The 26,661-nt window shown below is 45.6% G+C and carries 23 protein-coding genes; 6 read left to right on the plus strand and 17 right to left on the minus strand.

The window, feature by feature from the left end; genetic code table 11:
* Positions 1-525 precede the first annotated feature (525 nt).
* Together ON006_RS28145 and ON006_RS28150 are read right to left on the minus strand one after the other, a co-directional pair.
* Entirely contained in the window at positions 526-1,353 is an 828-nt protein-coding gene (locus ON006_RS28145; RefSeq protein ID WP_244821521.1) for a sugar phosphate isomerase/epimerase family protein, read from the minus strand.
* Between the two features lie 280 nt (positions 1,354-1,633).
* Positions 1,634-2,062: an META domain-containing protein gene (locus tag ON006_RS28150; protein ID WP_244821522.1), complete on the minus strand. Its 429-nt coding sequence runs from the start codon at positions 2,060-2,062 to the stop codon at positions 1,634-1,636.
* 294 nt (positions 2,063-2,356) lie between these two features.
* On the opposite strand from ON006_RS28150, the gene ON006_RS28155 reads away from it, so the two are divergent.
* Positions 2,357-3,217 carry an AraC family transcriptional regulator gene (locus ON006_RS28155; RefSeq protein WP_244821523.1) on the plus strand — a complete coding sequence of 287 codons (861 nt, stop codon included), beginning with the start codon at positions 2,357-2,359 and terminating at the stop codon, positions 3,215-3,217.
* Positions 3,218-3,262: 45 nt separating this feature from the next.
* Here the strand turns inward: ON006_RS28155 and ON006_RS28160 are convergent, their stop codons facing one another.
* The 4 genes from ON006_RS28160 to uxuA are packed head-to-tail and all read right to left on the minus strand — an operon-like array spanning position 3,263 to position 7,617.
* Positions 3,263-4,699: a Gfo/Idh/MocA family protein gene (locus ON006_RS28160; protein ID WP_244821524.1), complete on the minus strand. Its 1,437-nt coding sequence runs from the start codon at positions 4,697-4,699 to the stop codon at positions 3,263-3,265.
* Positions 4,700-4,737: 38 nt separating this feature from the next.
* Positions 4,738-5,577, minus strand: coding sequence for a ThuA domain-containing protein (locus tag ON006_RS28165; protein ID WP_244821525.1), 840 nt, complete (start codon positions 5,575-5,577; stop codon positions 4,738-4,740).
* A 39-nt stretch (positions 5,578-5,616) separates the two neighbouring features.
* A complete protein-coding gene (locus tag ON006_RS28170; protein WP_244821526.1) occupies positions 5,617-6,381 on the minus strand; it encodes an SDR family NAD(P)-dependent oxidoreductase in 765 nt (254 codons plus the stop codon).
* A gap of 30 nt (positions 6,382-6,411) precedes the next feature.
* Complete coding sequence (gene uxuA / locus ON006_RS28175) at positions 6,412-7,617, minus strand: mannonate dehydratase (protein ID WP_244821527.1); 1,206 nt, start codon at positions 7,615-7,617, stop codon at positions 6,412-6,414.
* A gap of 173 nt (positions 7,618-7,790) precedes the next feature.
* On the opposite strand from uxuA, the gene ON006_RS28180 reads away from it, so the two are divergent.
* Together ON006_RS28180 and ON006_RS28185 are read left to right on the plus strand one after the other, a co-directional pair.
* Positions 7,791-8,816: a LacI family DNA-binding transcriptional regulator gene (locus ON006_RS28180; RefSeq protein ID WP_244821528.1), complete on the plus strand. Its 1,026-nt coding sequence runs from the start codon at positions 7,791-7,793 to the stop codon at positions 8,814-8,816.
* 80 nt (positions 8,817-8,896) lie between these two features.
* Entirely contained in the window at positions 8,897-9,454 is a 558-nt protein-coding gene (locus ON006_RS28185; protein ID WP_244821529.1) for a Uma2 family endonuclease, read from the plus strand.
* Here the strand turns inward: ON006_RS28185 and ON006_RS28190 are convergent.
* The 6 genes from ON006_RS28190 to ON006_RS28215 all read right to left on the minus strand — a co-directional run bounded on the left by ON006_RS28190 (position 9,441) and on the right by ON006_RS28215 (position 19,632).
* Entirely contained in the window at positions 9,441-10,793 is a 1,353-nt protein-coding gene (locus ON006_RS28190) for a DUF3748 domain-containing protein (RefSeq protein ID WP_244821530.1), read from the minus strand. The genes ON006_RS28185 and ON006_RS28190 overlap by 14 nt on opposite strands.
* Positions 10,794-10,842: 49 nt before the next feature.
* Positions 10,843-13,071 carry a hypothetical protein gene (locus tag ON006_RS28195; RefSeq protein WP_244821531.1) on the minus strand — a complete coding sequence of 743 codons (2,229 nt, stop codon included), beginning with the start codon at positions 13,069-13,071 and terminating at the stop codon, positions 10,843-10,845.
* Positions 13,072-13,170: 99 nt separating this feature from the next.
* On the minus strand, positions 13,171-14,367 hold the full coding sequence (locus ON006_RS28200; RefSeq protein ID WP_244821532.1) for a sialidase family protein: 1,197 nt from the start codon (positions 14,365-14,367) through the stop codon (positions 13,171-13,173).
* Complete coding sequence (locus tag ON006_RS28205) at positions 14,364-15,425, minus strand: polysaccharide deacetylase family protein (protein ID WP_244821533.1); 1,062 nt, start codon at positions 15,423-15,425, stop codon at positions 14,364-14,366. Before ON006_RS28205 ends, ON006_RS28200 begins: the two co-directional genes overlap by 4 nt.
* Positions 15,426-15,451: 26 nt before the next feature.
* Positions 15,452-17,710: a ligand-binding sensor domain-containing protein gene (locus tag ON006_RS28210; protein WP_244821534.1), complete on the minus strand. Its 2,259-nt coding sequence runs from the start codon at positions 17,708-17,710 to the stop codon at positions 15,452-15,454.
* Positions 17,707-19,632: a PfkB family carbohydrate kinase gene (locus ON006_RS28215; protein ID WP_244821535.1), complete on the minus strand. Its 1,926-nt coding sequence runs from the start codon at positions 19,630-19,632 to the stop codon at positions 17,707-17,709. The genes ON006_RS28210 and ON006_RS28215 overlap by 4 nt, the downstream gene beginning before the upstream one ends.
* Before the next feature lie 572 nt (positions 19,633-20,204).
* Here ON006_RS28215 and ON006_RS28220 point away from each other — a divergent pair.
* Positions 20,205-20,744, plus strand: a complete 540-nt coding sequence (locus tag ON006_RS28220; RefSeq protein WP_244821536.1) for an RNA polymerase sigma factor — start codon at positions 20,205-20,207, stop codon at positions 20,742-20,744.
* Between the two features lie 84 nt (positions 20,745-20,828).
* On the opposite strand, the gene ON006_RS28225 is transcribed toward ON006_RS28220, so the two are convergent.
* A complete protein-coding gene (locus ON006_RS28225) occupies positions 20,829-21,452 on the minus strand; it encodes a hypothetical protein (protein ID WP_244821537.1) in 624 nt (207 codons plus the stop codon).
* Positions 21,453-21,545: 93 nt separating this feature from the next.
* Positions 21,546-22,376: a prolipoprotein diacylglyceryl transferase gene (gene lgt / locus ON006_RS28230; RefSeq protein ID WP_244821538.1), complete on the minus strand. Its 831-nt coding sequence runs from the start codon at positions 22,374-22,376 to the stop codon at positions 21,546-21,548.
* A gap of 50 nt (positions 22,377-22,426) precedes the next feature.
* Here lgt and yidD point away from each other — a divergent pair, with 50 nt between their 5' ends.
* Positions 22,427-22,636 (plus strand): membrane protein insertion efficiency factor YidD, encoded by a 210-nt coding sequence (yidD, locus tag ON006_RS28235; protein WP_244821539.1) that lies wholly within the window; start codon positions 22,427-22,429, stop codon positions 22,634-22,636.
* Position 22,637: 1 nt separating this feature from the next.
* On the opposite strand, the gene ON006_RS28240 is transcribed toward yidD, so the two are convergent.
* Both ON006_RS28240 and prmC read right to left on the minus strand, forming a co-directional pair.
* On the minus strand, positions 22,638-23,591 hold the full coding sequence (locus ON006_RS28240) for an AAA family ATPase (RefSeq protein ID WP_244821540.1): 954 nt from the start codon (positions 23,589-23,591) through the stop codon (positions 22,638-22,640).
* A 39-nt stretch (positions 23,592-23,630) separates the two neighbouring features.
* Positions 23,631-24,491, minus strand: a complete 861-nt coding sequence (gene prmC / locus ON006_RS28245; protein ID WP_244821541.1) for a peptide chain release factor N(5)-glutamine methyltransferase — start codon at positions 24,489-24,491, stop codon at positions 23,631-23,633.
* A 91-nt stretch (positions 24,492-24,582) separates the two neighbouring features.
* Here prmC and ribD point away from each other — a divergent pair, with 91 nt between their 5' ends.
* On the plus strand, positions 24,583-25,650 hold the full coding sequence (ribD, locus tag ON006_RS28250; protein ID WP_244821542.1) for a bifunctional diaminohydroxyphosphoribosylaminopyrimidine deaminase/5-amino-6-(5-phosphoribosylamino)uracil reductase RibD: 1,068 nt from the start codon (positions 24,583-24,585) through the stop codon (positions 25,648-25,650).
* Here the strand turns inward: ribD and ON006_RS28255 are convergent.
* Positions 25,647-26,420: a shikimate dehydrogenase family protein gene (locus tag ON006_RS28255; protein WP_244821543.1), complete on the minus strand. Its 774-nt coding sequence runs from the start codon at positions 26,418-26,420 to the stop codon at positions 25,647-25,649. The two genes, ribD and ON006_RS28255, sit on opposite strands and share 4 nt — an antisense overlap.
* Positions 26,421-26,661 lie beyond the last annotated feature (241 nt).

Below are 26,661 nucleotides of genomic sequence, written 5' to 3' on the forward strand. Positions count from 1 at the left end.
TTTACATTAAAATATGAGGTGATCTGAAAATCGTTTTATTTGTTCAATTTTTTCTGGCAATATTTTAATTGATAAGTATTTGCATCAATGATTACATTTTGAGGCACGATTCAAAAACGGTATCGTCGAGCGAAGTCAGCCGCTACAATGTTACATCGCTGACGCGATTTTGATCTGGAATGAATGAGGGGTGATTTTTCTACCGCGGAGGCCACCGAGGTTGCATCGCTACGCGATTTGGCAATGGGGATTTAATATAAAATTATGCTACCAATGTTACATCGCTGACGCGATTTAGGAACTGGTATAATGTTGCAAAATCTCTACCAATGTTACATCGCTGACGCGATTTTGGCTTAGAAAGAATGAATGGGTTTTTTGCCGCGTGGCGGCCGCCACGCGGTACGGGAAGAAAGTATTTCAAACCATCAAATGCCGTAGGCATATAACCTCGGCGGCCGCGCGGTAGGGAGAAAACGACATTCAAGCTAGTTGAAATGCCATAGGCATGCAACTAACCCGTGACTACGCAAGATTGGATTTGATAAACGCCAGCCCATCCCGCATCAACTGCTCTTCGGATTCGAACATTTTGCGCCAGATGTTGGCGACCGGCAATTTCGGGCTGAATGCTTCGATACTAATCCAGCCGTCGTATTTAATGTCATTGATGGCTTTGAAAACGCCTTCCCAATCCACATTTCCTTTACCGGGTGTCGAACGGTCATTTTCGGAAAGTTGGATAAATGAGATCCGATCACCGGCTTTGCGAATGGTATCTCCAATATTCTTTTCTTCAATATTGGCATGAAAAGTATCGAACATGATCTTGCAGTTCGGGTGATTTACTTCGTCTACAAACCGGATCAGCTCGTCTCCGCAGCTGGTGAGGTACAATTCAAACCGGTTCAGATATTCCAGGCCAAGCGTAATGTCAAGCGATTCCGCATAGTCTGCAACTTCTCTGATACCCTCTATTCCCCAGTTCCATTCTTCCTCCGTGGCAGGCTTACCGGTAAACACGCCCAATGCAGAATGGTATGGTCCCATTAATTTGGTGGCGCCAAGAACCAGTGAGCAGTCCAATGCACTTTTTAGGCGGTCGATGGTATGCCTTCTCATCGCAGAGTCAGGGCTGATCAGATGCTCATCGGGGCCACATATCGTGTCGGTTTCACATGCAAGACCGATATCGTCGAGTTTCTTGCGGAAATTAAACCAATGTTCAGGATTAGTATTGAAAATGGGGACCTCTACTCCGTCAAAACCGATTTTCTTGATCAATTCAAGGGTTGGAAAAAGACTGTCATCAATTTGGTTTCCCCATAGCAGGAGATTCATACTATACTTCATCAATCGGGTTGTAAGCGGCCCTTCTGTCTGGGAAGTGGCGGAGTTGTTAAATAGGATACTTTATCAGTGTAAATGTCCTGATAATATTCTTACAATTTTAAAGAAAAATCATACGTATATATCCACATCATTTGACGATTATTGACTCTATATTGATTTGATGAAAAGGCAATAACTGGCTAGCAGGGTAAAATAAAGCTACTAGTACGGTCAAAAAAGAAAAAGCAGCCCCGAAATCTATCGAAGGCTGCCTTTTAAAATCCGTTATCGGATACCGAAATTATTGCACTCTGCTGAAAATTAGCTGATTGTTGTTTTCGTAGAATAAAATCAAACGGTTTGATTTAAGATCGTACACATTGACATTCGGGAGCGCATTCACAAAAAGATTGCCCCAGGAAGTTTCAGCGCGCTCGGTTCCGCCACCGCCCAGCTGAATGGTATTTTGCTGCGCTGTTTCGTAAAATCCCGTAATATAATTTGTTGATGATGTTCCTTCGAGTTCTCCTTTGTCTTTAAAATTCAGGCTCACATCCAGTTGTCCTTTGGCAGGGCCTGGCTTGCGAATCGTATCTTCCTCCTGCACTATACTTTCCAGTTGCCATTTTCCCGTAAGCTCCATATTACTGCTGATTGTGGTGGTTTTTCCACAGCTTGAAACCAGTAGGGAAAATAGTACCATTGTGAGTGAATGTAATAGGTTTTTCATAGCACTTAAATTTTTAGGAACGAGATAATGAGGACGTGGGATCTGACAAAATGGTTGTAAAAATTTGACCGGTTCTTTGAATAAAAATAACCATGCCACTCTACGTTTCCAGGTCGGATCTTCCATACCGGGTGTACAAGATAACGCTGCCAGCCGGATATTCGTTTGCCACTTAATAACTGAATTTTACTTTTGTCTTTAACGCCTCTTTGAGGAGTATAACTTGCAACTAATCATATTTTGATATTAATATTGTGAAATAAAGAGGTTTGTGGTAAAATTAAGGTCGGTTACATGAAGGCACCCATTCATAAAAACATAGAAAGCCAAGTCCATACAGTCACTGTTCAGGAGCTAAAAGCGCCTCATTTTGACCCCAACTGGCATTTTCATCCGCATTACCAATTGTTCACAGTGATGGAGGGTACGGGCAAGCGTTTGATAGGTGATTCGGTGCAGACTTTCGAGCCGGGCGACACTGTTTTTCTGGGTCCCGACGTACCACATTTATGGAGGAGCGACCCGGGGTATTTTGAGCCTGGCTCGTCGCTTTCCACTCACGGGATCGTATTATATTTTCAGGAGGATTTCCTCGGGAAAGACTTCCTCGAAAAGCCTGAAATGCTGGCGTTGCGCCAACTTTTTATGGATTCCAAAAGAGGGATTGAATACAAAGGTGTCTTGCGTGAGCATATCCGCAATGAACTCGTTTCGCTCAATCACGCGGAAGGTTTCAAAAGCATTATCCAATTGCTGACGCTCCTCGATAAGCTGGCGCACGAGCCGGGTGGCGAACCGATTTCCAGCTACGGGTATGTCAATACTTACAAGATTTCAGAAACAGAACGCATGCAAAAAGTGCATAACTACGTCTTACAGCATTTCTTTCAGGAGATCAGGCTGGGTGATGTAGCATCCCTGGCGGGGATGACGGAGGCGGCGTTTTGTAGATATTTTAAAGCCAGGTCTAACAAAACATTCATTGACTTTGTCAACGAAATCAGGATAGGTCACGCTTGCAAGCTGCTTTTGGAAGATAAATGGACCATTGCACAGATCGCTTACGACAGCGGCTTCGATTCACTTTCCAATTTTAATCGGAATTTCAAGAGGTACATTGGGCATACGCCGCGGGAGTACAAGGGGAATTATTAAGAAAGACTTGGTAAGCCTTGAAGGCTTGCCAAGTCTCTTTTTCTTTCAACCTTTCACACGAGTTGTCCCGTATGGGCCGCGCTGTGGGCGGGAAAGCATAGAACTGGCTTCTTTGTCGCCAATAAAATCTTCCTTTTTAGGGTCCCATTTCAATTTGCGGCCCAGTTTCATGGCAGTATGTGCCAATAAGCAAGCTGTGCAGGAACGTTGGGCAATTTCAGCGTGGCTGATCGTTTGCTTGCCACTTTGAATGCTTTCAATCCAGTTTTGATGCTGTTCCGGGCTTTCGTACAAATGGATTTCATTGGGCTGGATCACCGATCCCAAAATCTTCTGATCACTTGCATAGAACGCTTTGTTTTCGGCAGCGGCAACAGCCGCGCCGGGGTCGGAAGCCGTTACACCGACATTACCTCTTGAAACAAATATCCATCCTTCGGTTCCTTCAAATTTGACCCCGTTCGGGTTTGTACCGCCAATTTCCATTTCCACACCATTAGCATACTTGGCATTTACTAAAAAGTCGCCGTGAACATCCCAGAGACCTGAGCCTTTGGCAGGAAATGTGGCTTTGCCTTCTATTTCAATCGGGCCGGTAAGCTCGGTATCCATACCCCAATGCGCAATGTCAATGTGGTGTGAACCCCAGCCGGTGATCATCCCCGCCCCAAACTGCTCCAAACGCAACCATCCCGGACGGTCATTAATATCAGTTTGAGAATGCACACGGTCGAGTGTGTAATATATCTCAGGCGTTGAGCCCAGCCACATATCGTAGTTCAGGTTCGATGGCACGGGCATTTGGGCAGTACTGCCTCCTGCCGGGTCACCGGGTAAGCCAACATATACCTTTTTCAGTTTGCCAATTCTCCCATTGCGCACCAGTTCACACGTCCTTTTGAATTGCGGCCACGGATTAACGGAACGCTGCTGGCTTCCTAGCTGGAATATCACCCCTTTCTTTTTAATCATATCCGCCATCATCCGGCCTTCCTTAATGGTCAGCGACGTTGGTTTTTGCATATATATGTGCTTGCCTGCCACGGCAGCTTCCATGGCAGGCTGCGCGTGCCAGTGATCCGGCGTGCTGATGATCACCGCGTCAATGTCCTTTCTTGCCAAAATCTCATGGTAGTCGTCATATGTCTTCACTTCCAGGTATTTTTCTTTGCCTGTCCGGTCCGCGTATTTTTTTTCAATCCAGACTTTCCCTTTGGCCAGTCTGTTTTTATCAAGGTCAGCAACAGCGATCACGTGAGCCGCTTCGTTTTTGATCACTTCCGGCAAATCGTGGGATGAACCGATACGGCCGAAACCAATTTGTCCGATATTGATCCGGTTACTAGGTGCGGTTTTGCCAAAAACAGTAGATGGAACGATGGTCGGAAACATCGAAGCTGCAATGATACCCGCGGTCCCGGTAGCTGCGGTTTTAAGAAATGCCCTCCTATTCCCGTTGTTTGCCTGATTTATTTCATTCATGATATTTCAGATTAAGGATTATAACTAATGTCTGACGATTACTTTTTACGCACCTCATCCTGCGGGCTGACGGCGTAGGCTTTGCTATAATTTCTCGGTTTCTGCGGACCAATAGCCCACTCAATGGCGCCAAGAATGTGTTTTCTTAGATCTTCTTTTTCATAGTCGGTTTTTTCATGTCCGAGTGAAGTGTAGAAAGCCCGGCCGCCATCGTATTCATGCCACCAAACTGACGGAAATACGGTACCAAAAGTATCCAGCGCTTTACCGGCAGGTTTTTCAATGGTAGTATGATCATTAACAGCGAGCACATTCAGGTTAACAGCCATTTCTTTTACAAAATAAAATTCATCCTTTTCACGCTTCCATTCTGCTGGTAAATGAGCCAGTGACGGGTTTTTTGGATCCAGTATCTTGACAGAAAAAGCCTGTCCCGGCTCATGCCAGAAGAAAGTCCCGCCCAGCATATCCTTAAACCATTTCCATTTCCGCTCAGTACCGGAAGCTGAATGCATACCCACAAAATTTCCGCCTGCCTGTATGTAGCGCATCAGGGCAACGCGTTGAGCGTCCGTATCGAAAACATCATTGTTGGTATTGGAAAAAAACAGGGCGTCGTACTGTTTCAGATTGTCATCTGTGAATTTGGTAGGATCCGAAGTGGTATCCACAGCAAAGCCGTTTTGCTTGCCCAATGCCTGGATAGCCACCAGGGACGCGGCGATATTGTCATGGACATAGCCTTTCCCGTTTTTGGTATAGACCAGGATTTTGACTTTGTTCCATTTAATTTTTTGAGCGTAGCTAGCCGTCGTTGCGGACATAACAAGCATCAGGAGCATTAAGAAGGCAGGTTTTAGGAAATTGATTTTTCTCATTGGATATGGGTATTGGTCATAAAATGCGTTGGTAAAATATTAGAAACCGATCGAATTTCCGCCATCCACGGGCAGTGACACACCAGTGATAAATTTGGAAGCTTCCGATGCGAGGAACACGGCCGCCCAGCCAATATCGTCCGGCTTACCCCAGGTTCCCATGGGTGTACGGCCCATCGCTTTGTCCCGCCGCGCAGGGTCGCCATTCATGGCAGTGAGCATCATGGGTGTTTCAATGAAACCAGGTGCAATAGCATTGATCCTGACATTATATGGCGAAAATTCGGTTGTTAATGCTTTCACCATACCTCCAACCGCTGATTTGGAGGCGGTATAGGCCACTACCCTGTCGATTCCGTAGAGGGCTGCCATGGAAGTAATCATAATGATGGAGCCTTTTTTACGCTCGATCATTCTTTTGCCGCATTCCCTTGTAATGGAAAAAACCGCGTGCAGGTTAGTTTGGATAATCCGGTCAAAATCTTCGTCTGTGACTTCCACGGCATGTTTTTTCATATTAATACCCGCATTGTTGATCAGAATATCAATTGGGCCAACCTTAGATTCAATGTCGGAGATGAGCGCGGGAATCGATTTTAAATCCGTGATATCATTCACAAAATAGCTTGAACCTGCGCCAAGAGCGGCCACCGCTTCCTGCAAAACAGTTTCCCGCCTGCCGGTAATGACCACTTTTGCACCGGCCTGAATCATGCATTGCGCAATGTAAAAACCAATTCCGCTACCGCCACCGGTAATTAACGCCACCTTGCCTTCAAGCGAAAAAATATTTTGAATAGACATATTTAAAAAAGCACTGATAGAATGTTACTACTATAATTCATTGAATGAACGGGAAATACTCATTTCCAGCCCTCTTATTTCCGCAAGCGCTTTGAGGCGACCGATCGCAGAGTAACCCGGGTAGGTCTTTTTATTCAGATCATCCAGCATTTGAAAACCGTGATCAGGCCGCATTGGAAGCGCATGATCGGGATAATGCGCCGCAGCACGCCGATGTTCCTCCTTCACTAGTGCTTTTATTACCTCATACATATCGACGTCACCATCAAGATGTGGCGCCTCATGAAAATTCCGCTGATCTTCCGATTCCCGCCTGGTAGTCCGCAAATGCACAAAATGAATGCGGTCACCCAGACGCTCAATAATCCCCGGCAGGTCATTGTCTGCCCTCACGCCCAGTGACCCGGTACAGAATGTGACACCATTGGCCCTGACATCACAAGCATCGAGCAATTGATTCAGGTCGGATTCAGTACTTACAACTCTTGGCAAGCCCAGCAGTGATTTTGGGGGATCGTCGGGGTGAATGCAAAGGTTAATACCTACTTCGTGAGCCACAGGAGCTACCTGACGTATAAAATAGTAAAGGTTTTCTCTCAGTTCTTTATCGCCAATTTGAGCGTAAGCATTCAGGAGATTTTGAAAGTTGGTCAGCTCGAATGCCTCTTCTGAACCCGGCAGGCCGAGCAGGACAGTATTGGTGAGCACGCCGATTTGCTCGGGCGACATACTCTGCAATTTTTCCAATGCTGATCGCTGAATTTCAGGATCATAGTAATCATTCGCCCCCGGCCTTTTCAAAATGTACATATCGAAAAGGGCAAAATCCTCCCAAACGAAACGCAGCGTTTTATGGCCTTCCGGAAAAGTATAGTCCAAAGCCGTCCGCGACCAGTCAAGAACAGGCATAAAATTGTAGCAAACCGTTTTAATGCCGCAGGCAGCCAGATTTTTCAGTGACTGCTTATAATTTTCAATGTAAATATCCCGCGAAGGCAGTCCTTTTTTGATGTCTTCATGCACCGGAAGGCTTTCTACTACCAGCCATTTTAATGTGTTAAATCGTTCATTACCAGCTTCAATAAGTAGTTTTCTTGCTTCAATTTCTTCAATTGTCCATAACGCACCGACCGGTATCTGATGCAAGGCACTGACAACCCCGCTACATCCCGCCTGGCGAATATCCATTAATGAAACCGGATCGTTAGGGCCGAACCAGCGCATTGTTTGTATCATTGTAAACTTTATTTTTTGATATAAATATCCTGATATTAATTTGCATTGCAATCGATTGCATTAAAAAACAGTAATTTTGATATTCCGGCCGCTCAAAGAAATTCAGAAAATGATTGTGTTACATAAAAGACGTAATTGATTGATTTTTTCCCCTACAAGAACCGATAATTGATATGACCGAAAAAGAAATCACGATTTATGACATTGCCAAAATATTAGCGATTTCTCCGGCCACAGTTAGCAGGGCTTTGAATGACCATCCGGCGATTAATAGCCAAACAAAACTGTCGATTCTTAATAAGGCGCAGGAATTGGGCTATCGTTCCAACACTTTTGCCAGTAATTTAAGGAGGAAAAAAACCAACACGCTGGGCGTCATTGTGCCGCGGCTCAACAGTAATTTCATGTCAGCAGTACTGGCTGGAATGGAAGAAGTGGCGAATAATGCAGGTTATAATTTGCTGATCAGCCAGTCGCTTGAACTGGAAAAAAAGGAAAAAGCCAATGCCCGAACGATGTTCGCCAGCCGCGTGGATGGGTTACTGGCATCAATTGCTTACGACACGGATTCGTTTGAGCATTTTGAAATGTTCCTTGGCAAAAATGTCCCCGTTCTCTTTTTTGACCGGGTAATGGAGCATCCCAGATGTACCAGTGTTATTATCGACAATGTGAATGCGGGATATCAGGCTACCTCACACCTGATCAGCGAAGGTTGCAGGCGCATTATGCACGTAACGGGTGACCTCAGGCGTAATGTGTACGCGGGAAGGTTGGAGGGTTATAGGCAGGCGTTGCGGGAAAAAGGGTTGGATCCTGACGAATCTCTGATTATGGTGACCGATCTCAGCCTGGAAGCGGGGAGGCTGGCTGCCGATAAGCTGGCAAGTATGGATGCACGACCGGACGGTATTTTCATCGCCAATGATCTCTGCGCTGTCACTTGTATGAAGGCATTGAAGGAAAAGGGCTACGACATTCCAGCCGACATTGCAGTTGTAGGCTTCAATAATGACCCCGTTTCGCAAGTGATAGAGCCCAATCTCACAACCGTTTTTTACCCGGGTTATCAAATGGGCAAAGTCGCCGTCAAGACAATGATCAACCAGCTGAACGGCGCCCAAAACATCGAAATAAACGACCCGATTATCCTCCGGTCAGAACTGATGATCAGAGGGTCGTCATTGAAAAAAGGCTGATTGAGTAACTTGCGGACTACAACGTATGCCATTTAGGAATTCAACTGTAAATCATTATTTTTGAATAAAAGCAGATGATTATGGAAGCTGTGGCTGAAAAACTTTACACTCTGGAGGAATACTTTGCCTTCTGTGAAACGCAGGAAGGCCGTTTTGAATTTGTCAACGGAGAAATAGTAGAGATGTCGGGAGAATCAGTTATAGCCAATCAGATTGCGGGAAACATACATCGTTATGTAGGCAATTTTTTAGAGGATAAGCCTTACATAATGGTTCAAAATTGTGTAAAACTACAAGTTCAGGAAGGCAAGGTTTTCCGTATGCCAGATTTCCTGGTTTTTAAGGAGACTGGAAATTTGGGCAGATATGCCACTGAACCACTATTAATCGTTGAAGTTTTATCAGAAAGCACAGCGAAAACTGACCGTTCTGCCAAGCTGAATGAGTACCGGCTTATTCCTTCGTTGCAATATTATCTGATCGTTGATCAGGAAAGCTGTTTTGTCGAAATTTACATTCGTGAAGGCAAACGCTGGTATGTAGAGCTCTATGACAAAATGGAAGATACTATTTCCCTTCCTTATTTTGGCATTGAAATTCCCGTGAAGACAATCTACAAAAAGATCAGTTTTCAGTAAGTGATTTCGGTTCAACTTTACAAGCAAATACCTGCTGGGTCGCAGGCTCTGTATCATTCCCTTTCAATAACCTGTTGAATGCTACTACACCTCCATCGTGTGACCATACCAGGTTGGTCGGTGCGGGGTTAGTTGGTTTGGTTAGCGTTTTGATCCTTTCGGCGAAAGGTTCAGTTCCGGTTTTGCATAATGTAATGCTTCCTTTCCAAACATAAGTTACGTGCTGGCCATCGGGATGCCATCTTACATTTCCTATTACATCATAATCATGCTCTGTTAATTGCTGCGGTTTGCCGCCGGTAGGAGAAATGACAAAAATCTGGCTGATGCCTTTTTCATCCTTCGCCAAATAAGCAAGATATTTTCCATCGGGCGAAGACCTGACGATCCCCAGGCAACCAGGCTGGGAAGTATTGGCGGTATAGGTCAGCCTTCTTTGTACCGTACCATTGGGCGGCATTGGGAAGTCATCTTTGCTTCCTTCCAGCGGTCCAAGCGGGCCAGGTTGTGTAATGTCTTCGGGGATATCGACAACAAAAACTTCCGGTACATCTTTTCCGTTTTTGTCCTTGACAGTGCCCAAAAATGCTCTGGCGATCTGTTTTTGACCATTTGCAGCCAGGTAGCCATTTGTACCTACCCAACTGTCACCCGCTGCGTGACTGATTTCGTCGCTTCCGGGAGCCGGTTCCGGTACTACTCTTACTACCAGCGCACTAAACCATTCTCCCGAAACATTTTCTTCGTTTTTGTCGACGTGAACAGCTTTTATTTTCTTCGAAACACCGATTGTACGCAGATTACGTTTTTGCCCGGTCGAGTCTTCGAGTGCTTTTAATATCGCATCATTGTAAGTAAAGCCAATCCATTGTCCGTCGCCACTCCATTCATGTCGGTGGGTTCCACCGCGTAGCGCACCTGCTGTGAAAGGGAAAGTAACATCCCGTGCATCCATATAAATAGGCTCGTTAGGACGGGAATCATGAATGATAACTCCCGTCCTGCGCCATTGTTGGTAGGGGTTCGCCTCGGTACTATTCGTTAATCCGTGAATAAATACAACTGCATTGTCCTTTGAACTGTAACTCACAGCCCCGGCGCCAGGGCCCCAGGTCTGGTTATTTTTTATATCAAACAAAACCTGTTTTTCGCCTGTTTCAATATTTACCCTTTCAATTCTGGCCGACGCTGCAATGCCTCCGTCGTCTGTTCTTGTGTCATACACCAACCATTTCCCATCAGGCGAAAAATTGTCATTATTATCCAGATCGTGATTGTAGGTCAGATCATTGGTAATCTGTTTTTCTTCGGAAATGGAATCAGTTTGACAGGACAACATGCAAAGTAAGGTTAATGACAAAAAAAGGTTAGTTGCGGCTCGCATACCATTATTTTTGAGGTGCGGTAATTACGCCCAGGTACCGGCCCATCCAGTAGGGCAGCAGCCAGATATCCCCGGCACTATGTTCAGAGTTGCCATTTCCACCGTTTCTGTCCAGATTGAACATATTTCCATTATGGCGTTGGATAGGACGTTCGTCGGGAGGAAGCACCTCTTTGGTGGTTTGCTTGCGGAAGTTAGGTTCTACTATTTCAATATCCTTGCGATGACTGTTTTTAATCACCCAGTCTACCAGGTCCACGGGATGTTCCTGCAAGTACCAAACGGCTTCATTCAAGTCAAATTCTTTCGTGCCGGTTAGTGCCGTGAAAATATTCCATGCACCTTCTTTTTCAGGTCTTTCCGCCTGCCAGTGATCGATGATGGATTGCTTGTATTTAGCTTTCAGCGTATCATTAAAGGCATATCTGTAAAGTCCCCAGTAGCCGACAAAATACATTTCATCGTCGGAATGGTTCCAGCCGTCGGACATGTGCTTGCTATGCTCGTCCGCATCCTCAGGGGCTTTTCCGATCACGCTCATAGGACGCATCATGTTGTCGAGGTAGCCATATTTGGTCATCAGCTCGAATGCTTTTTTCTTATACTTTTCTTTTTTTGTAAAATGATAGGCAGTTTGAAGCATTCCCACAATGTTGGAAGAGTTCAGCTTGCGGTCACCCACATTCTTTGGAAATGAATTGACATAATCAGGATGCCATTTTCCCCACAATGTAGGCTTGCCGTCAAAATCGATGAGGTACATATCATTTTTAACAATATGTGACATCACCGTGTCGATTAGCGCAACGGCCCTTTTTTTCATAGACGGGTCATCGACCAGTTCAGCCATCGCACCGAATGCAAAAATGTGGCCTATAATTTCGTCGCTGCTGGTTGTCGATTTCCAGTCCCATTCTTTTTCCGGCGAGTGTTGCCAGCGGTCCCGGTCGTGCAATTCATTTATATGTCCCGACCGCTCAAAAGACCTTGCTGGAAAGCCCGCAATATGGGTTACCGAATATAACCTTTCCATCGCATCCAGCGACTCGCGGCAGTTTTGCAACGCCTCGGGATCTTTGGTAACCGCATATCTGAATATTTCACCGCCGAGGTACATCGACGTCCAAAGCCCGTCATTATCCGAATCTTCCATGCGACCTGATGAAAGATCACCGTGATTTAGGCCTACCAATGTCGCATTAAAACCGTTTCTAATGTGTCTCGCTCTTACCTGATCTTCAAAAAGCAATGCCTTTTCTTCCAGGGTCATGGATTTGAAAACGATCTGTCCCAAACCTTTTTTAGAAAGTATCAGCACAGAGTTTTTTGGACCTTGCGCAATGTCGGTAACATTGTTCCCTGGTAGCCAGCGTTCGCCGTAGTAGTAATCGAATTTATCATCGGTACGAAGTGCAAATGCACCCTGATTCGATCCAAACCAAATTTTTCCATTAATTTCCTTCACTGCGGTAATGTTGGTTACCGGAAGTTTTTTCTGAATGGGGCCGGCTTGTTTGCCTGTTGCAATGTTGAATGTAATGTAGCCGTCAGTGGTTCCGATCGTGACGTTGGACTCTTTTTTTGTAATGTCAAAGCTCGTGAAATTGGAACCTTCCAAAGCCTTGGTCAGTTTTTTGCCAGCGACAGCGAACAGGTACAGCGACTTCTTGCCAAGAACCCAGAACTGATTAGCATTCTTTTGATAAGCCAGGCCTTGTATTTCATCATCAGGCAATTTTCCACTCCATAGATTTTGAGAATCTTTAATCAACTGGAGAGATTTGCCGTCTGAAATTAGAAATTCAAAATCCTTTCCTCCCGCAAACAGGTTTGCATTTGGAAGCGTATGTTTGGAAAACAATGTTCCGGCCCACGCATTGCTCAAAACCTCCGAATCGGTCAGATAAACAAATTGCTGCTGATAACTTGCAATTGCCGCAACTTTTTTGTCTTTCATGAAGCGGTAAGTATTGTCCGGCCGGATGGTGCCCGGATATAAAAACTGTCCGTCGTAAACATGTTGCAAACCTTCTTTCGCGAGAATTTGAATGTTACCGTTGCGATCAGCGGCTGCTTGCAGAAGCGTTGACTTGGTGGTATCCGTATAAAATTTGATGCTGAAATCCTGTGAGAAAGGTTTGTCTTTATATACCGACTGGCCTGAGACATTTTTAGCAAATATCAGAATAATGAACAGGAGGGATAACAGGGAAATTGGGTTGGGCTTTTGCATTAAAATACAGGTTTTAGATATGAAAAAGGCCTGATGCCTTGTATTGGGGGGTACGAAACAATGCTTCGTGCCCTTATCGGTTTTAGTTATTCGTAATTTTTAACGCGTCAAAATCTTCGGATCAACGACCACATACTTGATCGATTTTTTTCCTTTTTCGGGGTGATGGGAATAGGTCATGTGTAAAAGTCCGTCCGCAGTCTGGATAAGAGAAGGGTAGGAGTAGCCACCTTTTTTGCTCTGATCGTTCTCAATCAACGTTTTCCATTTCCAGGTTTTACCTTCATCGTCAGAGACCCTAAGACTAAGTTCGTAGCGTCCATTGTCAATATCATTGCCCAGAAACGCCCATTTGCCATCTTTAAGGGTCAAGAGTTCGACGCTGGCTGTGTTGGGAATGTCAGTTTTAATAGTTGCTTTCCAGCTTTCACCATTGTCTGCAGACTCACTCACGTGAACGCGGGTAGGCTCGTCGCCGCTGTCACGCATATATGCAACCAATGTGCCGTTTTTCTTCCTGACAATGGCGGGCTGGATCGGGCCGCGTCCTACAATCGGCAGACCTGGTTTCCAGGAAGTACCGTTGTCGTCGGAAATAGCGGTAAGCGAGAAGTTATAGCCGTCGGAGTAAAGCGGAAGTACGATTCTGCCATTCTCCATCAGTAATGGCTTGATCCTTGTCATCCAGCCAATGCTTCTTTTGGTAACATCCTTGCTGGCTTCTACGATCATTTCATCGTATTTGGGCGCATACCCTGCCCAGCCAATGGTACTTTCCGGCAAGTCCTTGAATTTTTTAGCAACTTCCTCAGCGAAACGGTTATCCGGTTTCAGCAAAATATTATCCTGCCAGTTCCATACCGGTGCGCCTGTTTTGTTATAATCCGTCGAAGTTTTAAATCTCAGAATAGATTGCTCCCAGAGATTGGCCTGCACTGCGATCCATACCAAAAACAATTTCCCTTCTGCATTCAGGAACAGTACCGGGTTGCAGTCGGGTAAATGTGGCGTGTCAGCCATTAGAAAGGGTTCGCTCCATTTCGTTTCACCCTTTTTTAATCTTGCACCCATAATCCTCACGTCATCAGCGGTACGTTCGCCGCTTCCCTGAAACCATGCTACCAGAAAATCCCCATTGGGCAAACTGACAATGCTGCTGCCGTGCACATGTTTTTCCTGCGGAGGGAATATCAGCGTCTGCTGAACAACAGGTGTGCTCTGCGCGAATAGTAATACTTTAACAAACAGGGTAATAACTAAGGTTGTGATCAGTTTCTTCATCAAATTATCGCTCATTTTACTTTTTTTCTTCTTTCCATCATCTCCTTCCAGGTCGTGAGGATAATGCCTTCGGATTTGACAAATGCTTTCAAATCGGGATCTAACATCGACAGCATATCGGCATAACGCGAGCCGCCCGAGGCGCTGATATGCTTGAATTCGTCGGTAATGTCGCTGCTGTGAACGATCATCATCGCCACGCCCGGCTGCATTTTGGTTAATGTCTCTTTGAATTTCTGCGCTTTATATTTGCCCCATTGTGCCGGACTAATGTCGGTACCTTCCGGTTTCCAGTCGCCGCTGATCGTGTGCAGATCATCCAATACAGGTAGCCCGGCAGCCCATATTTTTTGTCCTACCGGCCCGGTTTGCTTCGTAATTTCAGGGTCGGGAAGTTTCATGCCTTCCTTCCATTTTCCTTCGGATTTCAGCTTTTTAATCACCGGATTATTGAGTGATTCGATAAGTAGCTTGTTATTTCCACCCGGGAACATTACCGGAATGCCGTACTCGACGCCGACCTTAATGTATCTTTCCAGATAAGGAATGTGTGCGAAAAGGGTCCCCATGTGAGAATCCATATGGGTTGGTTTGAGTCCAAGTTTCAATGCACGGTCCAGCTGGGCGCGAATTTCCTGCTCCACCACGTCAGGACTGGCATTTTTAATGACCTGTTCAACCTCATGCCACATACAACCTTCCTCATCCACCAACCCATGTGAATGTGCTATCCCGCCCAGCGGAGGCCAGCGATAGTCTTGCCATTCAGAAGTCAATGTCAGGTGAAGCCCGGCGTCCATTTTAGGATTGGCTACTGCGAACTTTGTGAAACTCGCCGCCCACGGGCAGGGCATCATAATACTGCACGATGTAGCAATGCCGTTTTCAATGGATCGTTTGGCACCTTGATTGGACGAATAAGACATACCGGCATCGTCCACATGGAAAATCACAACTTTCGAGCCTTTGGGCCAACCTAGTTTTTCAGCATAAGTTTCACCCGTTTGGGCGATGGTCTGGTTCATGGCGAGCGACAGCATGGTGATAACAAAAGGTACTATTAATCGCTTCATATCTCCTTTTTTGATAAGGTTTATTATTATTCGGAAATCATACCCAGGTACCGGCCCATCCAGTAGGGTAGCAGCCAGAAAACAGGCTCCCTTTCTACCTGAGGGTTTCCTCCTGCCAATGTCCAGGGATTCTTATCCCAGCGCACGGTCATCCTGATGCTCGCAGGCTGTAACTGATCCACCTGATCGTCTTCCAGTACCGGCGCATGCACAATGCGAACGTCTTCTCTTTTACTATGGTCAATGGGCCAGTCGACGAGATCCAGCGGGGTGTCTATCAGAAAATCGACGGAATTATTCAGCTCCGCTTTTTGATCCAGGGAATAATTGTAGATAAAATTGATCAGCGGATTATGGTCGCCTTTCCGATGCGTAAACCATTCTTCCAGGTGATTTTTGTAAAATTTCCGCCGCTCGGGATCTTTCTCGCAATGGATCAGAATAGGATAGAGATAAGCTTGCAGTACCACATCAAAATAGATCAGCCAGGCTGGATTTTGCTTGGTCACCTCCGCCATATTATCCAAAAAATGCTCTTTTTCGATCAGCCGCAAATATTCATTCTGGTACTTCTGATCACCCGTCATGTGGTGAGCAAGTTTAACAAATGCCAGTAGTTCCATTGAATTCTGATTGCGATCAGGCAGCCATTCCGGGTCATTGTTCAGCCTATCGGGCGACCATACGGACCACCGCGTGTGCGTACCGTCCACATCCACCAGATTGAAACTGTTTTTCATCAAATGGTCGACAATATTACTGACGTGCTTTGCTATGATTTTTTTCTCAGCATCGTCGGCGACCAAAGTGTAGTAGAAATAGTAACCAAACATGTGGCCGCACATTTCGTCGCTGCTGGTATCCCCTTTCCAAAGCCATTTTCCGTCTTTTGATAAATGCCAACGTACTTCCACAGGCTTGAAACGCGGCTCTTTAACCAGTTCATCGGCTTTTTCTCGCTCGGTGAAAGTCCGGTTGCCGTCATGCATATTTTTCCAGTCCGAAGGAATAATGGTACGGGCAAAAAAGCCGTCGGTACCAGTTACTTCCTGTAATAATTTCAGAAAGCCAAAGGCCTTTTTCGCATTCTCTCTGGCCTCCGGACTTTTGGTTGCCGCATACCTGAAACTTTCCATAGCCAGGTAGTTACCAGTATACTCCCCATCATTGTCATCGTCTTCCGGCTCCCAGGTAGTGGTGTCGCCGGGAACCTTCAAATGTGCTTGTCCGGCGATCCAGGGTGCTCGAATGTGCCGCTTCATTAGTACGTCAAAGAAGAAATCATTCTTTTGCGTCAATGTCATCTTACTTTTTGCAATCGCACTCACACCCTGCGCAGTTGCGACCCAGGCAGTTCCATTTTGGTCAAAAGCAATGTCGCGAACCTGGTCATCAAGGAGCCAGCGTCGTGAAAACAATAGAGAATGATTGCCATCGTGCCGGTAACGGACAATGCCTGCCTGCGTACCTACCCACATGGAGCTGTCAGGGGCATATTTTAGCGCACTCACATATCTGGAAGGGATACCATTTTCGGGACGCAGTTCTTTTTCAATCTGGTCGGCTTGGCGAATCGTTACACCGCCGAGTCCGCCGACCCATAGTTTTTGGTCAATGTCAAATGCCAGACCTTTTGCGTAGCCGCTGATCAATGCATCTGTTTTGTAATAATGTTTTAATTCCTTTTCCGTCCAATGATATAAACCTACGTCCGTAGCGATCCATAAGCCTTTGCTCCCGTCAGAAATGACATCCCGGACAGATTTTGAGATGTTAGCTTTCAGTTTTTGAAAACCTTTCCCACCGTCGAACCAGAAACCGTTCGGGCCTAGTGCATAAGTACCTTCTTTCGCGACACATACTGCCGATACAGGGCCGTCGGGACCTGCGACTTTCTCCAATGCATTGTTTTTGAAACGATACAATCCATTCCATGTTCCCAGCCAAACGCTGCCATCGGAGCCGGCTTCGACCACAAATGCAGGGCCTTTGTCATTGCCCGTGATTACATTGGTCCATTCAGAAGCGTCTTTCTTTTTTTGAAAAATACCGGCTGCAGTAGCAATCCAAACATTAGAACCATGATCAACAGTCACACTCCGGACATCCCCGGCCGCGGGCTCATTGGTTACCGGAAATGCATGATGCACCTCTTGCCAGAAAGCCTGATCCTGGTAAATCCCATCCTCGGAATCAACAGTTATATTCCTTCCACAGGAAATAAGGAATGTTAACCCAAAGCATAAAATGTACACGGGAAAAGTCTTTTGAAAAAGATCCGTCATGCGTCGGCGTAATTTACATTTTCCTGAAAGAGAAGGGTTACCAGCTTTTTGTATTGGGAAAAGTCGGGGATCAGCAACTGCGCTCCCGCTTTCACGAGGCGTGGACGTTTGGCCGGGTTATGCCCGAAACGCTGCACCTCATTGCTCGTAATACCCACCGAAACGCCGCCTGCGCGCCTTCCTTCCCGTATTTCGTCAGGTCCGTCGCCGAAAACCGCGAGTTCATTACCACGCAGGTTGTTATCCCGGATGATCTTTTCAATGATCATTTTTTTCGAAAACTTGGTGTAGTCCTTCAATGCACCGTAAATACCGCCGTCGAACAGATCGGCATAGCCGAGCATTTCAGCCTCATTTCTAACGTCATCTGCATCGGTACCGCTCGCCAGGTACATGGTTACGCCCCGTTCTTTGAGCTCATGCAGGAAAGCTACGGCACCTTTCAGCGTGTAATCTTCCTGACCAAGTTCTCCCGAAGCAAGCTTTGCCATTCGTTTGTTGACCATTTCCATGAGGCCATCATTGTAAATTTCCTTGTACTGGAATTTGTCAAGAATCTTATCCTCAGGCACATATCCGAATTCTCTGACGAGGTTCACCAGTCCTTCCATTTGATAAATGGTCTGGATACCCGTTGTCTTGTGGATAAATTCCTTGCAATGCGCTAATACCTTATGAAAAGTAGCCGAATCGATGGTTTCATAGTGGTCGCCCAGGATGGATTTCATCATGACTGGCTCCATAATTTCCTCCCAGCCCTGCCTCAGCGAACTGATCGTGCCGTCGTGATCGAAAACGGCATACCTTATATGTCCCAACTTTTCCAGCACTTCAGGTGCGCAAAGCTCAAACTCTGTGTCGGGTACATACACCGCGCTGCGCTCGTTTTCTGCCAGGTCAGCATTATATATGTAGTCGGGTTCATTGCTGATGTTGAGGATCTCTTCAGCATTGGCAGTACCGGTTGTGTACAGTTTCTGAACCGTAACACCGGCAGCGAAATTGCCAAAAATGGCAGCCTCGGCAGGGCTTATGCCAGCCGCGAGACACAATGCAATGGCGCTGATGGCAGTATCCCCGGCGCCTACCGTATCCAGTTTGTTTTTAAGCTGCAATCCCTGAACTTCATGGTAACCGTGATCGTCAAAAGCAATAATGCCACGCTCGCCGCAGGTTACGAAAACAGGTTTTTGGGATTTATCATAAACCTCCTTGCCATACTTTTTCACATCGACCACCGGCACATTTTCACCAGGACTGACTTGCAGACCTGTCAGCGAGGCAATTTCCTTGTCGTTGGCTTTGAGGAAAGTGTTCTTAAACCGGTCATTAAAATGCCGAGAATCGAGCATAACGATCTTATCAGGGTATTTGGCAAAAAGAATGTTAGCCTTTTCAATGAAGCTTTCATTATTGATGCTGCCCGTCACCTGCTGGTTGAAAATCAATGCATCATATTGTTGCAATGACGCTTCGAGTGCATCTAATATAAGCTGGTCCGTATCAATGCTTCTTTCATTATATACACCGAAATCTATCCGCGGTTCTTCCCGCCCGTCAACAAGGCGTTTCAGATAACTATATGTATTGAAATCAGCCTTTTGGATAAAAAGTGCCGAGGTGTCCGCGCGCAGCGCGTTCAGTTGCGATGTAAGTTCACGCCCCTGCATATCGTCGCCCACGGCACCGATCACTTTAATGGCGGCCGGTTTCAGCGCAGAAAGATTGGCCACGACATTGCCCGCACCTCCGGGAGTATAATAATGCCTGGCAACGGCTTGCGCCTGTAAACCTGTTTCAATGGAAACTTCTGAGCCCCGCTCATCCATGACCCAGTAGGAGTCAAGACAGAAATCGCCGTAGACAGCAATTTTTACAAGGGAGATTTTTTCAAGAATATTTTTGATGCGGCTTTGGTCCATGGAAATTTTCGGACTGGTTTAGGAAATGAATAGTGATGCTTTTTACACTTTATATACTCCGCGTCTAATCCAGCAGGCTATCTGATGTCCGCGCATTTATGCTAAATATTATAAAATTGTTAAAAATTGAATTTCACCGTTGGTTACAAAAGTACTATCGGTTATTTGCGGGTTTGTTAAGAAATAGCTGGTAATGAGGCTAGATGTTTAAATTACCAAGACAATATTACCATACGATTAACTGAGCGGCATTTGCGCAAAATGAAGATATTTTTACGCAAGTTGCGATTTGGAATTGAAACCAAAGCCGTAGTTTTATCGAAGAATTACAAATACGCCGCTCAATAGAAAACATTGCCTATTATTTTGATTGCAGAATTTTAAGTTGCCCAGGTAAGTTTTCAAACAATTTTATTTTAAGAAGCCAATTGATTGTCAGTAACATGCAGATTGTTTAGTTCTCATTTTTAATCGATCTGTTGAATAGGATCTTATCAAGAATAAAGATTCTTTTAGTTATACAATGTTTCAGTAAGACCGTAACCCTTTTCTATAAGATAAACTTTACTACCGTGGCCTACCCCGACGAAAACACGCTCAGAAAAGTAACGCAAGGTGATGAAGCAGCCTTTGCAGAACTGTACAATTATTACAAGACGCCTGCGCTGCGTTTTACTATCTCATTGTTGAAAGATGAGGAAGAAGCGGAAAATATGGTACAGGATGTGTTCATCAAGATCTGGGTGAAAAGGACGCATATTAAGCCCGATTATAACTTCAATTCCTACCTGTTTACCTGCCTTAGAAACATGGCATTCGATCATTTCAAAAAGATCGAAAAGAGCGAGCAGCTTCGTAAACATTATATGGAGGCGATCCGGACGGCCGGTGAGGAGGAGAGGGAAGAAAATGAAAGAAGACTTGGACTGGTTCAGGCAGCGGTCGACTCACTGTCGATCAAAAGAAAGCTGATCCTGAAACTCAATATAGAAGAAGGGAAATCATACCAGGAAATCGCTGAGTTTTTGAGAATATCTAAAAACACGGTGAAGAACCAGCTCGTGAAAGCCAAGCAGATTTTAAGAGAAAAGGTCGATTTTGCTACGGTTTAGTAAATCTCAAGGAAATACGATGTTCCTAAAACCAGAAAAACAGAAGCCGTAAGCTTCTGTTTTTCTGGTTTTTAATCAAATTTTTTATTTCAGGTCACCCAGCTTAGACAGGTCAATGTCTTTGAGAGCATCTTTCAGCTGGTCTATCGAAACATTGTTTCCATCAACATTGACCAGGTAACGATCCGCAACAAGCACATTCAGCTCTCCCGACTTGTTTTGATTGTCGTATTTTTCAAAAGATTTATAACCTTCGAGCTTGGTCGTTTTTTCATAACCGGTCGCTGTTTCTTTGTCAATTTCGGCGATGGACCAGGCTGCGAGCGTCATGGTAGAAACACCGGCAATCCCTCCGGTATCGATAATTTCAATGTCAATGGATTCTCCATCGCCACCGGAATATTTACCTTCGGCGGTAGAAACTGTAAATCCCATCGCGCCGGATTTTTCGCCGGTAGCTTCTGTGCGGGATAAACTTCCCAGTTTTTCGGGCAACAGTTCTTTTAGTTTTCGGAAATCAATGGGTTCTACTGCCTCACGGTTCCCCATTTCTTTGGCTTTATCGGCGAACGCCTGCAAAGCATCGATCGGGCCTTTGGCTTCTTCCGCTTTTTCTTCCTCCTGCCCTTTATCTTCCTGCTTGCTACCGCAACTACTGAAGAGCAGGCCAGATGAAAGGACAAATGCTAAAATAAACGATGTTTTCATCTTCCAATGGTTATGGTTATTTCAAATATGAATTCAATTTAATGAAAACAAACCATTGATACATACCTACTGCGCGAGTAGCAGAACATTATTTTAGCTTACCTCCTTCACCGGATTATTTCTTGAATTAATAATGAAATAAATGCCGAGAAGTACTGCGGGAATACTCAGGATCTGGCCCATATTGAGCGCATAATTGGCCTCGAAAGCCTCCTGGTTTTCTTTGAAAAATTCATAGATAAATCGCAGCGTAAAGACCCAGATAAAGAACACGCCCACCAATAAGCCACGCGGAGTAGCAGCCTTATATTTGTTCCAGATCCACAATAGGACGAAAAACAGTATGAAGCATGAAATGGATTCGTAAAGCTGCGCGGGATGGCGTGGTATTTGCCTGAACTCGGTATTGTGTACAAAAATGAAGCTCCAAGGCACATCGGTCGGTTTGCCGACGATCTCGGAATTCATGAGGTTTCCAAATCTGATAAACGCACCTGCCAGGGCAATGGTGATCACCATTCTGTCGGCAACCCAAAAGAACGTTTGCCCCGAGGCCCGCCGTGACCTGGAATAAAGCCAGAGCCCGGTAATGATCCCGATAATAGCTCCGTGACTTGCTAAGCCGGCGTAAGGAGGCAGTATTACCTCCATGGGATTTTTGAAAAGCACTTCGGGTTCATAAAAAAGAAAATGACCCACGCGCGCACCGATTACAGTCGATAAAACCATGTAAAGTGTCAGCGCATCAATATCTTCGAGGGATCTTCCTTCTTTTTTAAAGATATGGATCATAATTTGCTGTCCGATCAGGAAACCAAGTGCAAAAAGAAGACCGTACCAGCGAACAGGGAAGGGGCCAAAGCCAAGGAATTCGGGAATAGTAAATATTTCAGGACTGGCGTCCCAGAGAATATACGAAATCATGCGTTTGTGATGTTAATTGTCAAATATACTACTTTGAGACAAGAAGAGAAATGAAATTTTTACTCATAGGGCTGGTCCGGATTTACCAGGGAGTGCTGTCGCCTTACCTGCCCAATTCCTGCCGGTATACACCCACTTGTTCGCAATATATGGTTCAGGCGGTGCAAAAGCATGGTGCAATAAAGGGAGGCTGGATGGGATTGAAAAGGATAGCCAGATGCCATCCCTGGGGCGGTCACGGCCACGACCCGGTACCATAAGTTATCCGATCGCGACTTTCCGTAGAATAGAATCAATGATCGTCATCGTACGTACCCCATCCGCTTCCGCTTCATAATTCAGCAGGATCCGGTGGTTCATAATGTCCGGTGCGAGCTCTTTAATATCTTCGGGCAATACATAATCTCTTCCTTCCAGGTAAGCGAGTGCTTTGGCGGCACGGTTCAGATAAATAGTAGCGCGGGGTGAAACTCCGAACTGAATGTAACGCGCCTCGTCGCGCAAACCGTAGTCGAGCGGACGGCGGGTCGCAAAAACGAGTTCGATGATATATCTTTCAAGTGTATCCGAAATGTTGACCTTATTGACATTGTCACGGATAGCAAAAATATCCTCCTTGTTCAGGATCGGCCTGATCTGGTAGTCGTAGTTAATGTCGGACATGCGACGCATCACTTCCAGTTCCTTCGCTTTATCAAGATAATCGACGTAGACTTTCATCATAAACCGGTCGATCTGTGCCTCGGGAAGCGGGTAGGTTCCTTCCTGCTCTACCGGGTTTTGTGTAGCCAGTACTACAAATGGACGGTCCAACAGGTAGGTTTCGTCACCAATCGTCACCTGTTTTTCCTGCATGGCTTCTAATAATGCGGACTGCACTTTGGCAGGTGAGCGGTTCACTTCATCGGCCAATATAATATTAGAGAATATCGGCCCTTTTTTGACTTCGTAATCCCCGATCTTTGGTTTGTAGATCATGGTACCGATCAAATCCGCCGGTAAAAGGTCGGGCGTGAACTGGATACGTTTAAAATCAAGGTGAAGTACTTTGGCCATCACATTGATCGTGAGGGTTTTGGCTAGGCCCGGAACACCTTCCAGCAAGATATGGCCTCCTGTAAAAAGCCCTATCAGCAGCCTGTTGAGCAATTTGTCCTGCCCCACAACAACCTTGCCCATTTCTTCCAGTACTTCCTTTATTTTTTCTATATACATTGATTCAGGTTTCTAATAGCATTCCAGCCGCATGAGGATTTATTTCCAGATCGCTCTTACAAACCGGTCTTTTCCGTGAATGTCGCGCAGGATTTCCACATTTTTGTAATTCCTCTCTTCAAAAACCTTTTTGGTCTCGGCGCCGAAATGTTCGTTGATTTCCACGTAGCATTTACCGCCATGTTTCAAATGGTGAATTCCAAAATCGGCAATGGCTTTATAAAAAAGTAGCGGGTCATTATCTTCTACAAATAATGCTTCATGTGGTTCAAAGCGCAGTACATTAGGCCGCATATTCTCCGCTTCGGAGTAAGTAACGTAAGGCGGGTTACTCACGAGGCAATCGAATTGAACGATATTTCCAGGCAGCGGGAAAGTTACATTGAGCATATCCTGCTTCGCAAAAGTCACGTCTGCGATCAGTTGGCGTGCATTTTCTTTGGCAACTTCCAATGCCTCGTCCGACACATCCCATGCATGAACGGACACGTGAGGTAAAAAACGCGCGAGTACAATGGCAATACAGCCACTTCCGGTTCCAATGTCGAGGATTGAGATGTTTTTGTCAGGCTCGGCATAGTCACGCGTCACCATTCTAACCAGTTCTTCGGTTTCTGGACGGGGGATTAGCACGGAGGAAGATACCCTGAATTCGAGGCCGCAAAATTCTGTGGAGCCAATGATATGTTGAACAGGCTCATTGTTGTTAAGTCGCTCAATAATACTCGTCCAGTCAGGCTGGGCCGTGGTTTCAGGGACTGGCCGGTCAACCAGGACATCAATGTTGCGAAGTCTCATGAAATGCTCAAGCAACATGAATGTTATCGCTTGCGCCTCTTTTTCCGGATATACTTTAATGCCTTTTAGAATGTATTGATATAGCTGGCGTGCCGAAGTCATTTTCAGTGTTTTTTATTCCAATGTCGGAAAGTTAGCAAATAATAGGAACTCACGAAAGTTGAGTTTAAAAGGAGGTTTGTATTTTTACCGCATGGAGGCAGATATTCAATGGATGAAACGGGCATTGCACCTGGCCGGTTATGGTCGCGGAAACGTGAGCCCCAATCCTATGGTGGGCTGTGTGATCGTTCATGACGGACTAATTATTGGCGAAGGCTGGCATCGTCAGTATGGAGGGCCTCATGCCGAGGTGCGTGCGGTAGAAGACGCGGAGGAAAAAGGTAACGGACATTTATTGGAACATGCCACCGCCTATGTAACCCTGGAACCGTGTTCACACACAGGCAAAACGCCTCCATGCGCGGATTTATTGATCCGTAAAAAATTGAAAAGAGTGGTGATTTGCAATGACGACCCCAATCCATTGGTTTCGGGCCGGGGCGTGCGCCGAATGAGCGACGCAGGCATTGAGATTGAAACAAAGCTGCTGGAAGAAGAAGGTTTGGCGCTTAACAAGCGGTTTTTTACATCCATGGTGGAGAAAAGACCTTATGTGATCTTGAAATGGGCGGAAACGGCCGATGGTTTTTTAGGTAGCGCCATAGGTGCGCAGGTCCGGATCAGCGGCCCGCTTTCCAATATGCGAGTACATCAGTGGCGAGCGGAAGAAGACGCGATTTTGGTCGGATATAAAACAGCATTGCTGGATAACCCGAAGCTTAATGTCCGGCACTGGTCTGGCAGAAACCCTGTCAGGATCGTTTTGGACAGATATTTGCGGCTTCCGAACCACCTCCATTTGTTTGACGGCTCACAGCATACCGATGTTGTGAACTACGAAAAGCAGAGTACATTCAGCGGGGAACCGGAAAGATACAACGGAACTCCCGGCACGAGTTACCTGCAAATAGTGCCTGGCGACAACGAAATCGCGCAGTTACTGGAAGGTTTGCGCAGTCGGGGCATTCAATCGGTATTTGTGGAAGGCGGAGCGGCGGTTATCAATGCATTTCTGAATGCAGGTCTTTGGGACGAGATCAGAAGATGCCAGGGTGCGCAGAAACTCGGTGAAGGCGTAGTTGCACCCACACCAAGAGGTACGCTTACCGGTTCGGAAAAAGTTCAGGATGACTTGTGGACGTATTATTCCAAAATTTAAACACTCCAGAGGTTTTCTTCATTCGTCCAGATCTCCCATGCTTTTTCGGCTTGCAGTTCGAGCATTTTCAACCCGTTTTGTGTAGCAGCCCCGTTTGCTGCACCATTTTTCAAAAACAATGTTTCGGCCGGATTGTAAACCAGATCGTACAGATAATGTCTTTTGGTTACCCATTGATAAGGTAAAGAAGGACATTCTTCAGTATTAGGGAATGTACCCAGCGGTGTAGTATTAATGATCATCAGGTGCGACGCCATAATCTCTTCAGTCAGTTCTTCGTAAAGCAGCGAGTCTTCACTTTTTTGTCTTGAAACCAGCGTGTACTCCATTTCCAGGTCTTGTAAAGCGACCTGCACCGCCTTGGCCGCACCGCCATTGCCCAGTACCAATGCTTTGAAACTGCTGCAAGCCTCACCACGACGGTCGAGCCACTCGACGAGGGATTGACGGAAACCATAGTAATCGGTATTAAAACCCTTGGTACTGCCGTCAGCATAAATTTTAATGGTATTGACGGCACCAATACGTTCTGCGGAAGCATCATCCAGATCGTCCAGGTAGGCGATTACGTCTTTTTTGTATGGAATGGTCACATTCAGCCCTCTTAGATCCGTCTTTTTCTTCAAAAGGGCGGGCAGTTCTTCCAGTGATTTCATTTCAAAAAGCTCATAGCTGCTCTCTTTGATCTTCTCTCTGGTAAACTTATCTGTGAAATATCGCTTGGAAAAGGAATGCGTGAGGGGGTATCCGATTAAACCGTATAAATCCATATTGCTGTATGCAGGTACAACTTGAAAAAACGCTAAGTTAAGCCAGTACCTATGTAATTACAAGAATTTTAATGTGACCATAGTGCATTCCTACGTATAAGAGGTATAGTTAAGCACTGACTTTTAACGATTTGCTTAATTAGTTAAGCTAGGTTACAAATTAGTTATATTTCAATAATAAATTGTATTAAACAAAACCTTAATTTAGTTGTATAATCGCTACAAATAAAGTAGAATTACT

This window comes from Dyadobacter pollutisoli (genome assembly GCF_026625565.1).
Lineage (GTDB): Bacteria > Bacteroidota > Bacteroidia > Cytophagales > Spirosomataceae > Dyadobacter > Dyadobacter pollutisoli.

What these genes read in the sequence shown, in the direction of transcription:
- ON006_RS28145 (WP_244821521.1), bottom strand. Translation starts at nt 1,353, where the DNA reads ATGAAGTATAGTATGAATCTCCTGCTATGGGGAAACCAAATTGATGAC.
- ON006_RS28150 (WP_244821522.1), bottom strand. Translation starts at nt 2,062, where the DNA reads ATGAAAAACCTATTACATTCACTCACAATGGTACTATTTTCCCTACTG.
- ON006_RS28155 (WP_244821523.1), top strand. Translation starts at nt 2,357, where the DNA reads ATGAAGGCACCCATTCATAAAAACATAGAAAGCCAAGTCCATACAGTC.
- ON006_RS28160 (WP_244821524.1), bottom strand. Translation starts at nt 4,699, where the DNA reads ATGAATGAAATAAATCAGGCAAACAACGGGAATAGGAGGGCATTTCTT.
- ON006_RS28165 (WP_244821525.1), bottom strand. Translation starts at nt 5,577, where the DNA reads ATGAGAAAAATCAATTTCCTAAAACCTGCCTTCTTAATGCTCCTGATG.
- ON006_RS28170 (WP_244821526.1), bottom strand. Translation starts at nt 6,381, where the DNA reads ATGTCTATTCAAAATATTTTTTCGCTTGAAGGCAAGGTGGCGTTAATT.
- uxuA (WP_244821527.1), bottom strand. Translation starts at nt 7,617, where the DNA reads ATGATACAAACAATGCGCTGGTTCGGCCCTAACGATCCGGTTTCATTA.
- ON006_RS28180 (WP_244821528.1), top strand. Translation starts at nt 7,791, where the DNA reads ATGACCGAAAAAGAAATCACGATTTATGACATTGCCAAAATATTAGCG.
- ON006_RS28185 (WP_244821529.1), top strand. Translation starts at nt 8,897, where the DNA reads ATGGAAGCTGTGGCTGAAAAACTTTACACTCTGGAGGAATACTTTGCC.
- ON006_RS28190 (WP_244821530.1), bottom strand. Translation starts at nt 10,793, where the DNA reads ATGTTGTCCTGTCAAACTGATTCCATTTCCGAAGAAAAACAGATTACC.
- ON006_RS28195 (WP_244821531.1), bottom strand. Translation starts at nt 13,071, where the DNA reads ATGCAAAAGCCCAACCCAATTTCCCTGTTATCCCTCCTGTTCATTATT.
- ON006_RS28200 (WP_244821532.1), bottom strand. Translation starts at nt 14,367, where the DNA reads ATGAGCGATAATTTGATGAAGAAACTGATCACAACCTTAGTTATTACC.
- ON006_RS28205 (WP_244821533.1), bottom strand. Translation starts at nt 15,425, where the DNA reads ATGAAGCGATTAATAGTACCTTTTGTTATCACCATGCTGTCGCTCGCC.
- ON006_RS28210 (WP_244821534.1), bottom strand. Translation starts at nt 17,710, where the DNA reads ATGACGGATCTTTTTCAAAAGACTTTTCCCGTGTACATTTTATGCTTT.
- ON006_RS28215 (WP_244821535.1), bottom strand. Translation starts at nt 19,632, where the DNA reads ATGGACCAAAGCCGCATCAAAAATATTCTTGAAAAAATCTCCCTTGTA.
- ON006_RS28225 (WP_244821537.1), bottom strand. Translation starts at nt 21,452, where the DNA reads ATGAAAACATCGTTTATTTTAGCATTTGTCCTTTCATCTGGCCTGCTC.
- lgt (WP_244821538.1), bottom strand. Translation starts at nt 22,376, where the DNA reads ATGATTTCGTATATTCTCTGGGACGCCAGTCCTGAAATATTTACTATT.
- yidD (WP_244821539.1), top strand. Translation starts at nt 22,427, where the DNA reads ATGAAATTTTTACTCATAGGGCTGGTCCGGATTTACCAGGGAGTGCTG.
- ON006_RS28240 (WP_244821540.1), bottom strand. Translation starts at nt 23,591, where the DNA reads ATGTATATAGAAAAAATAAAGGAAGTACTGGAAGAAATGGGCAAGGTT.
- prmC (WP_244821541.1), bottom strand. Translation starts at nt 24,491, where the DNA reads ATGACTTCGGCACGCCAGCTATATCAATACATTCTAAAAGGCATTAAA.
- ribD (WP_244821542.1), top strand. Translation starts at nt 24,583, where the DNA reads ATGGAGGCAGATATTCAATGGATGAAACGGGCATTGCACCTGGCCGGT.
- ON006_RS28255 (WP_244821543.1), bottom strand. Translation starts at nt 26,420, where the DNA reads ATGGATTTATACGGTTTAATCGGATACCCCCTCACGCATTCCTTTTCC.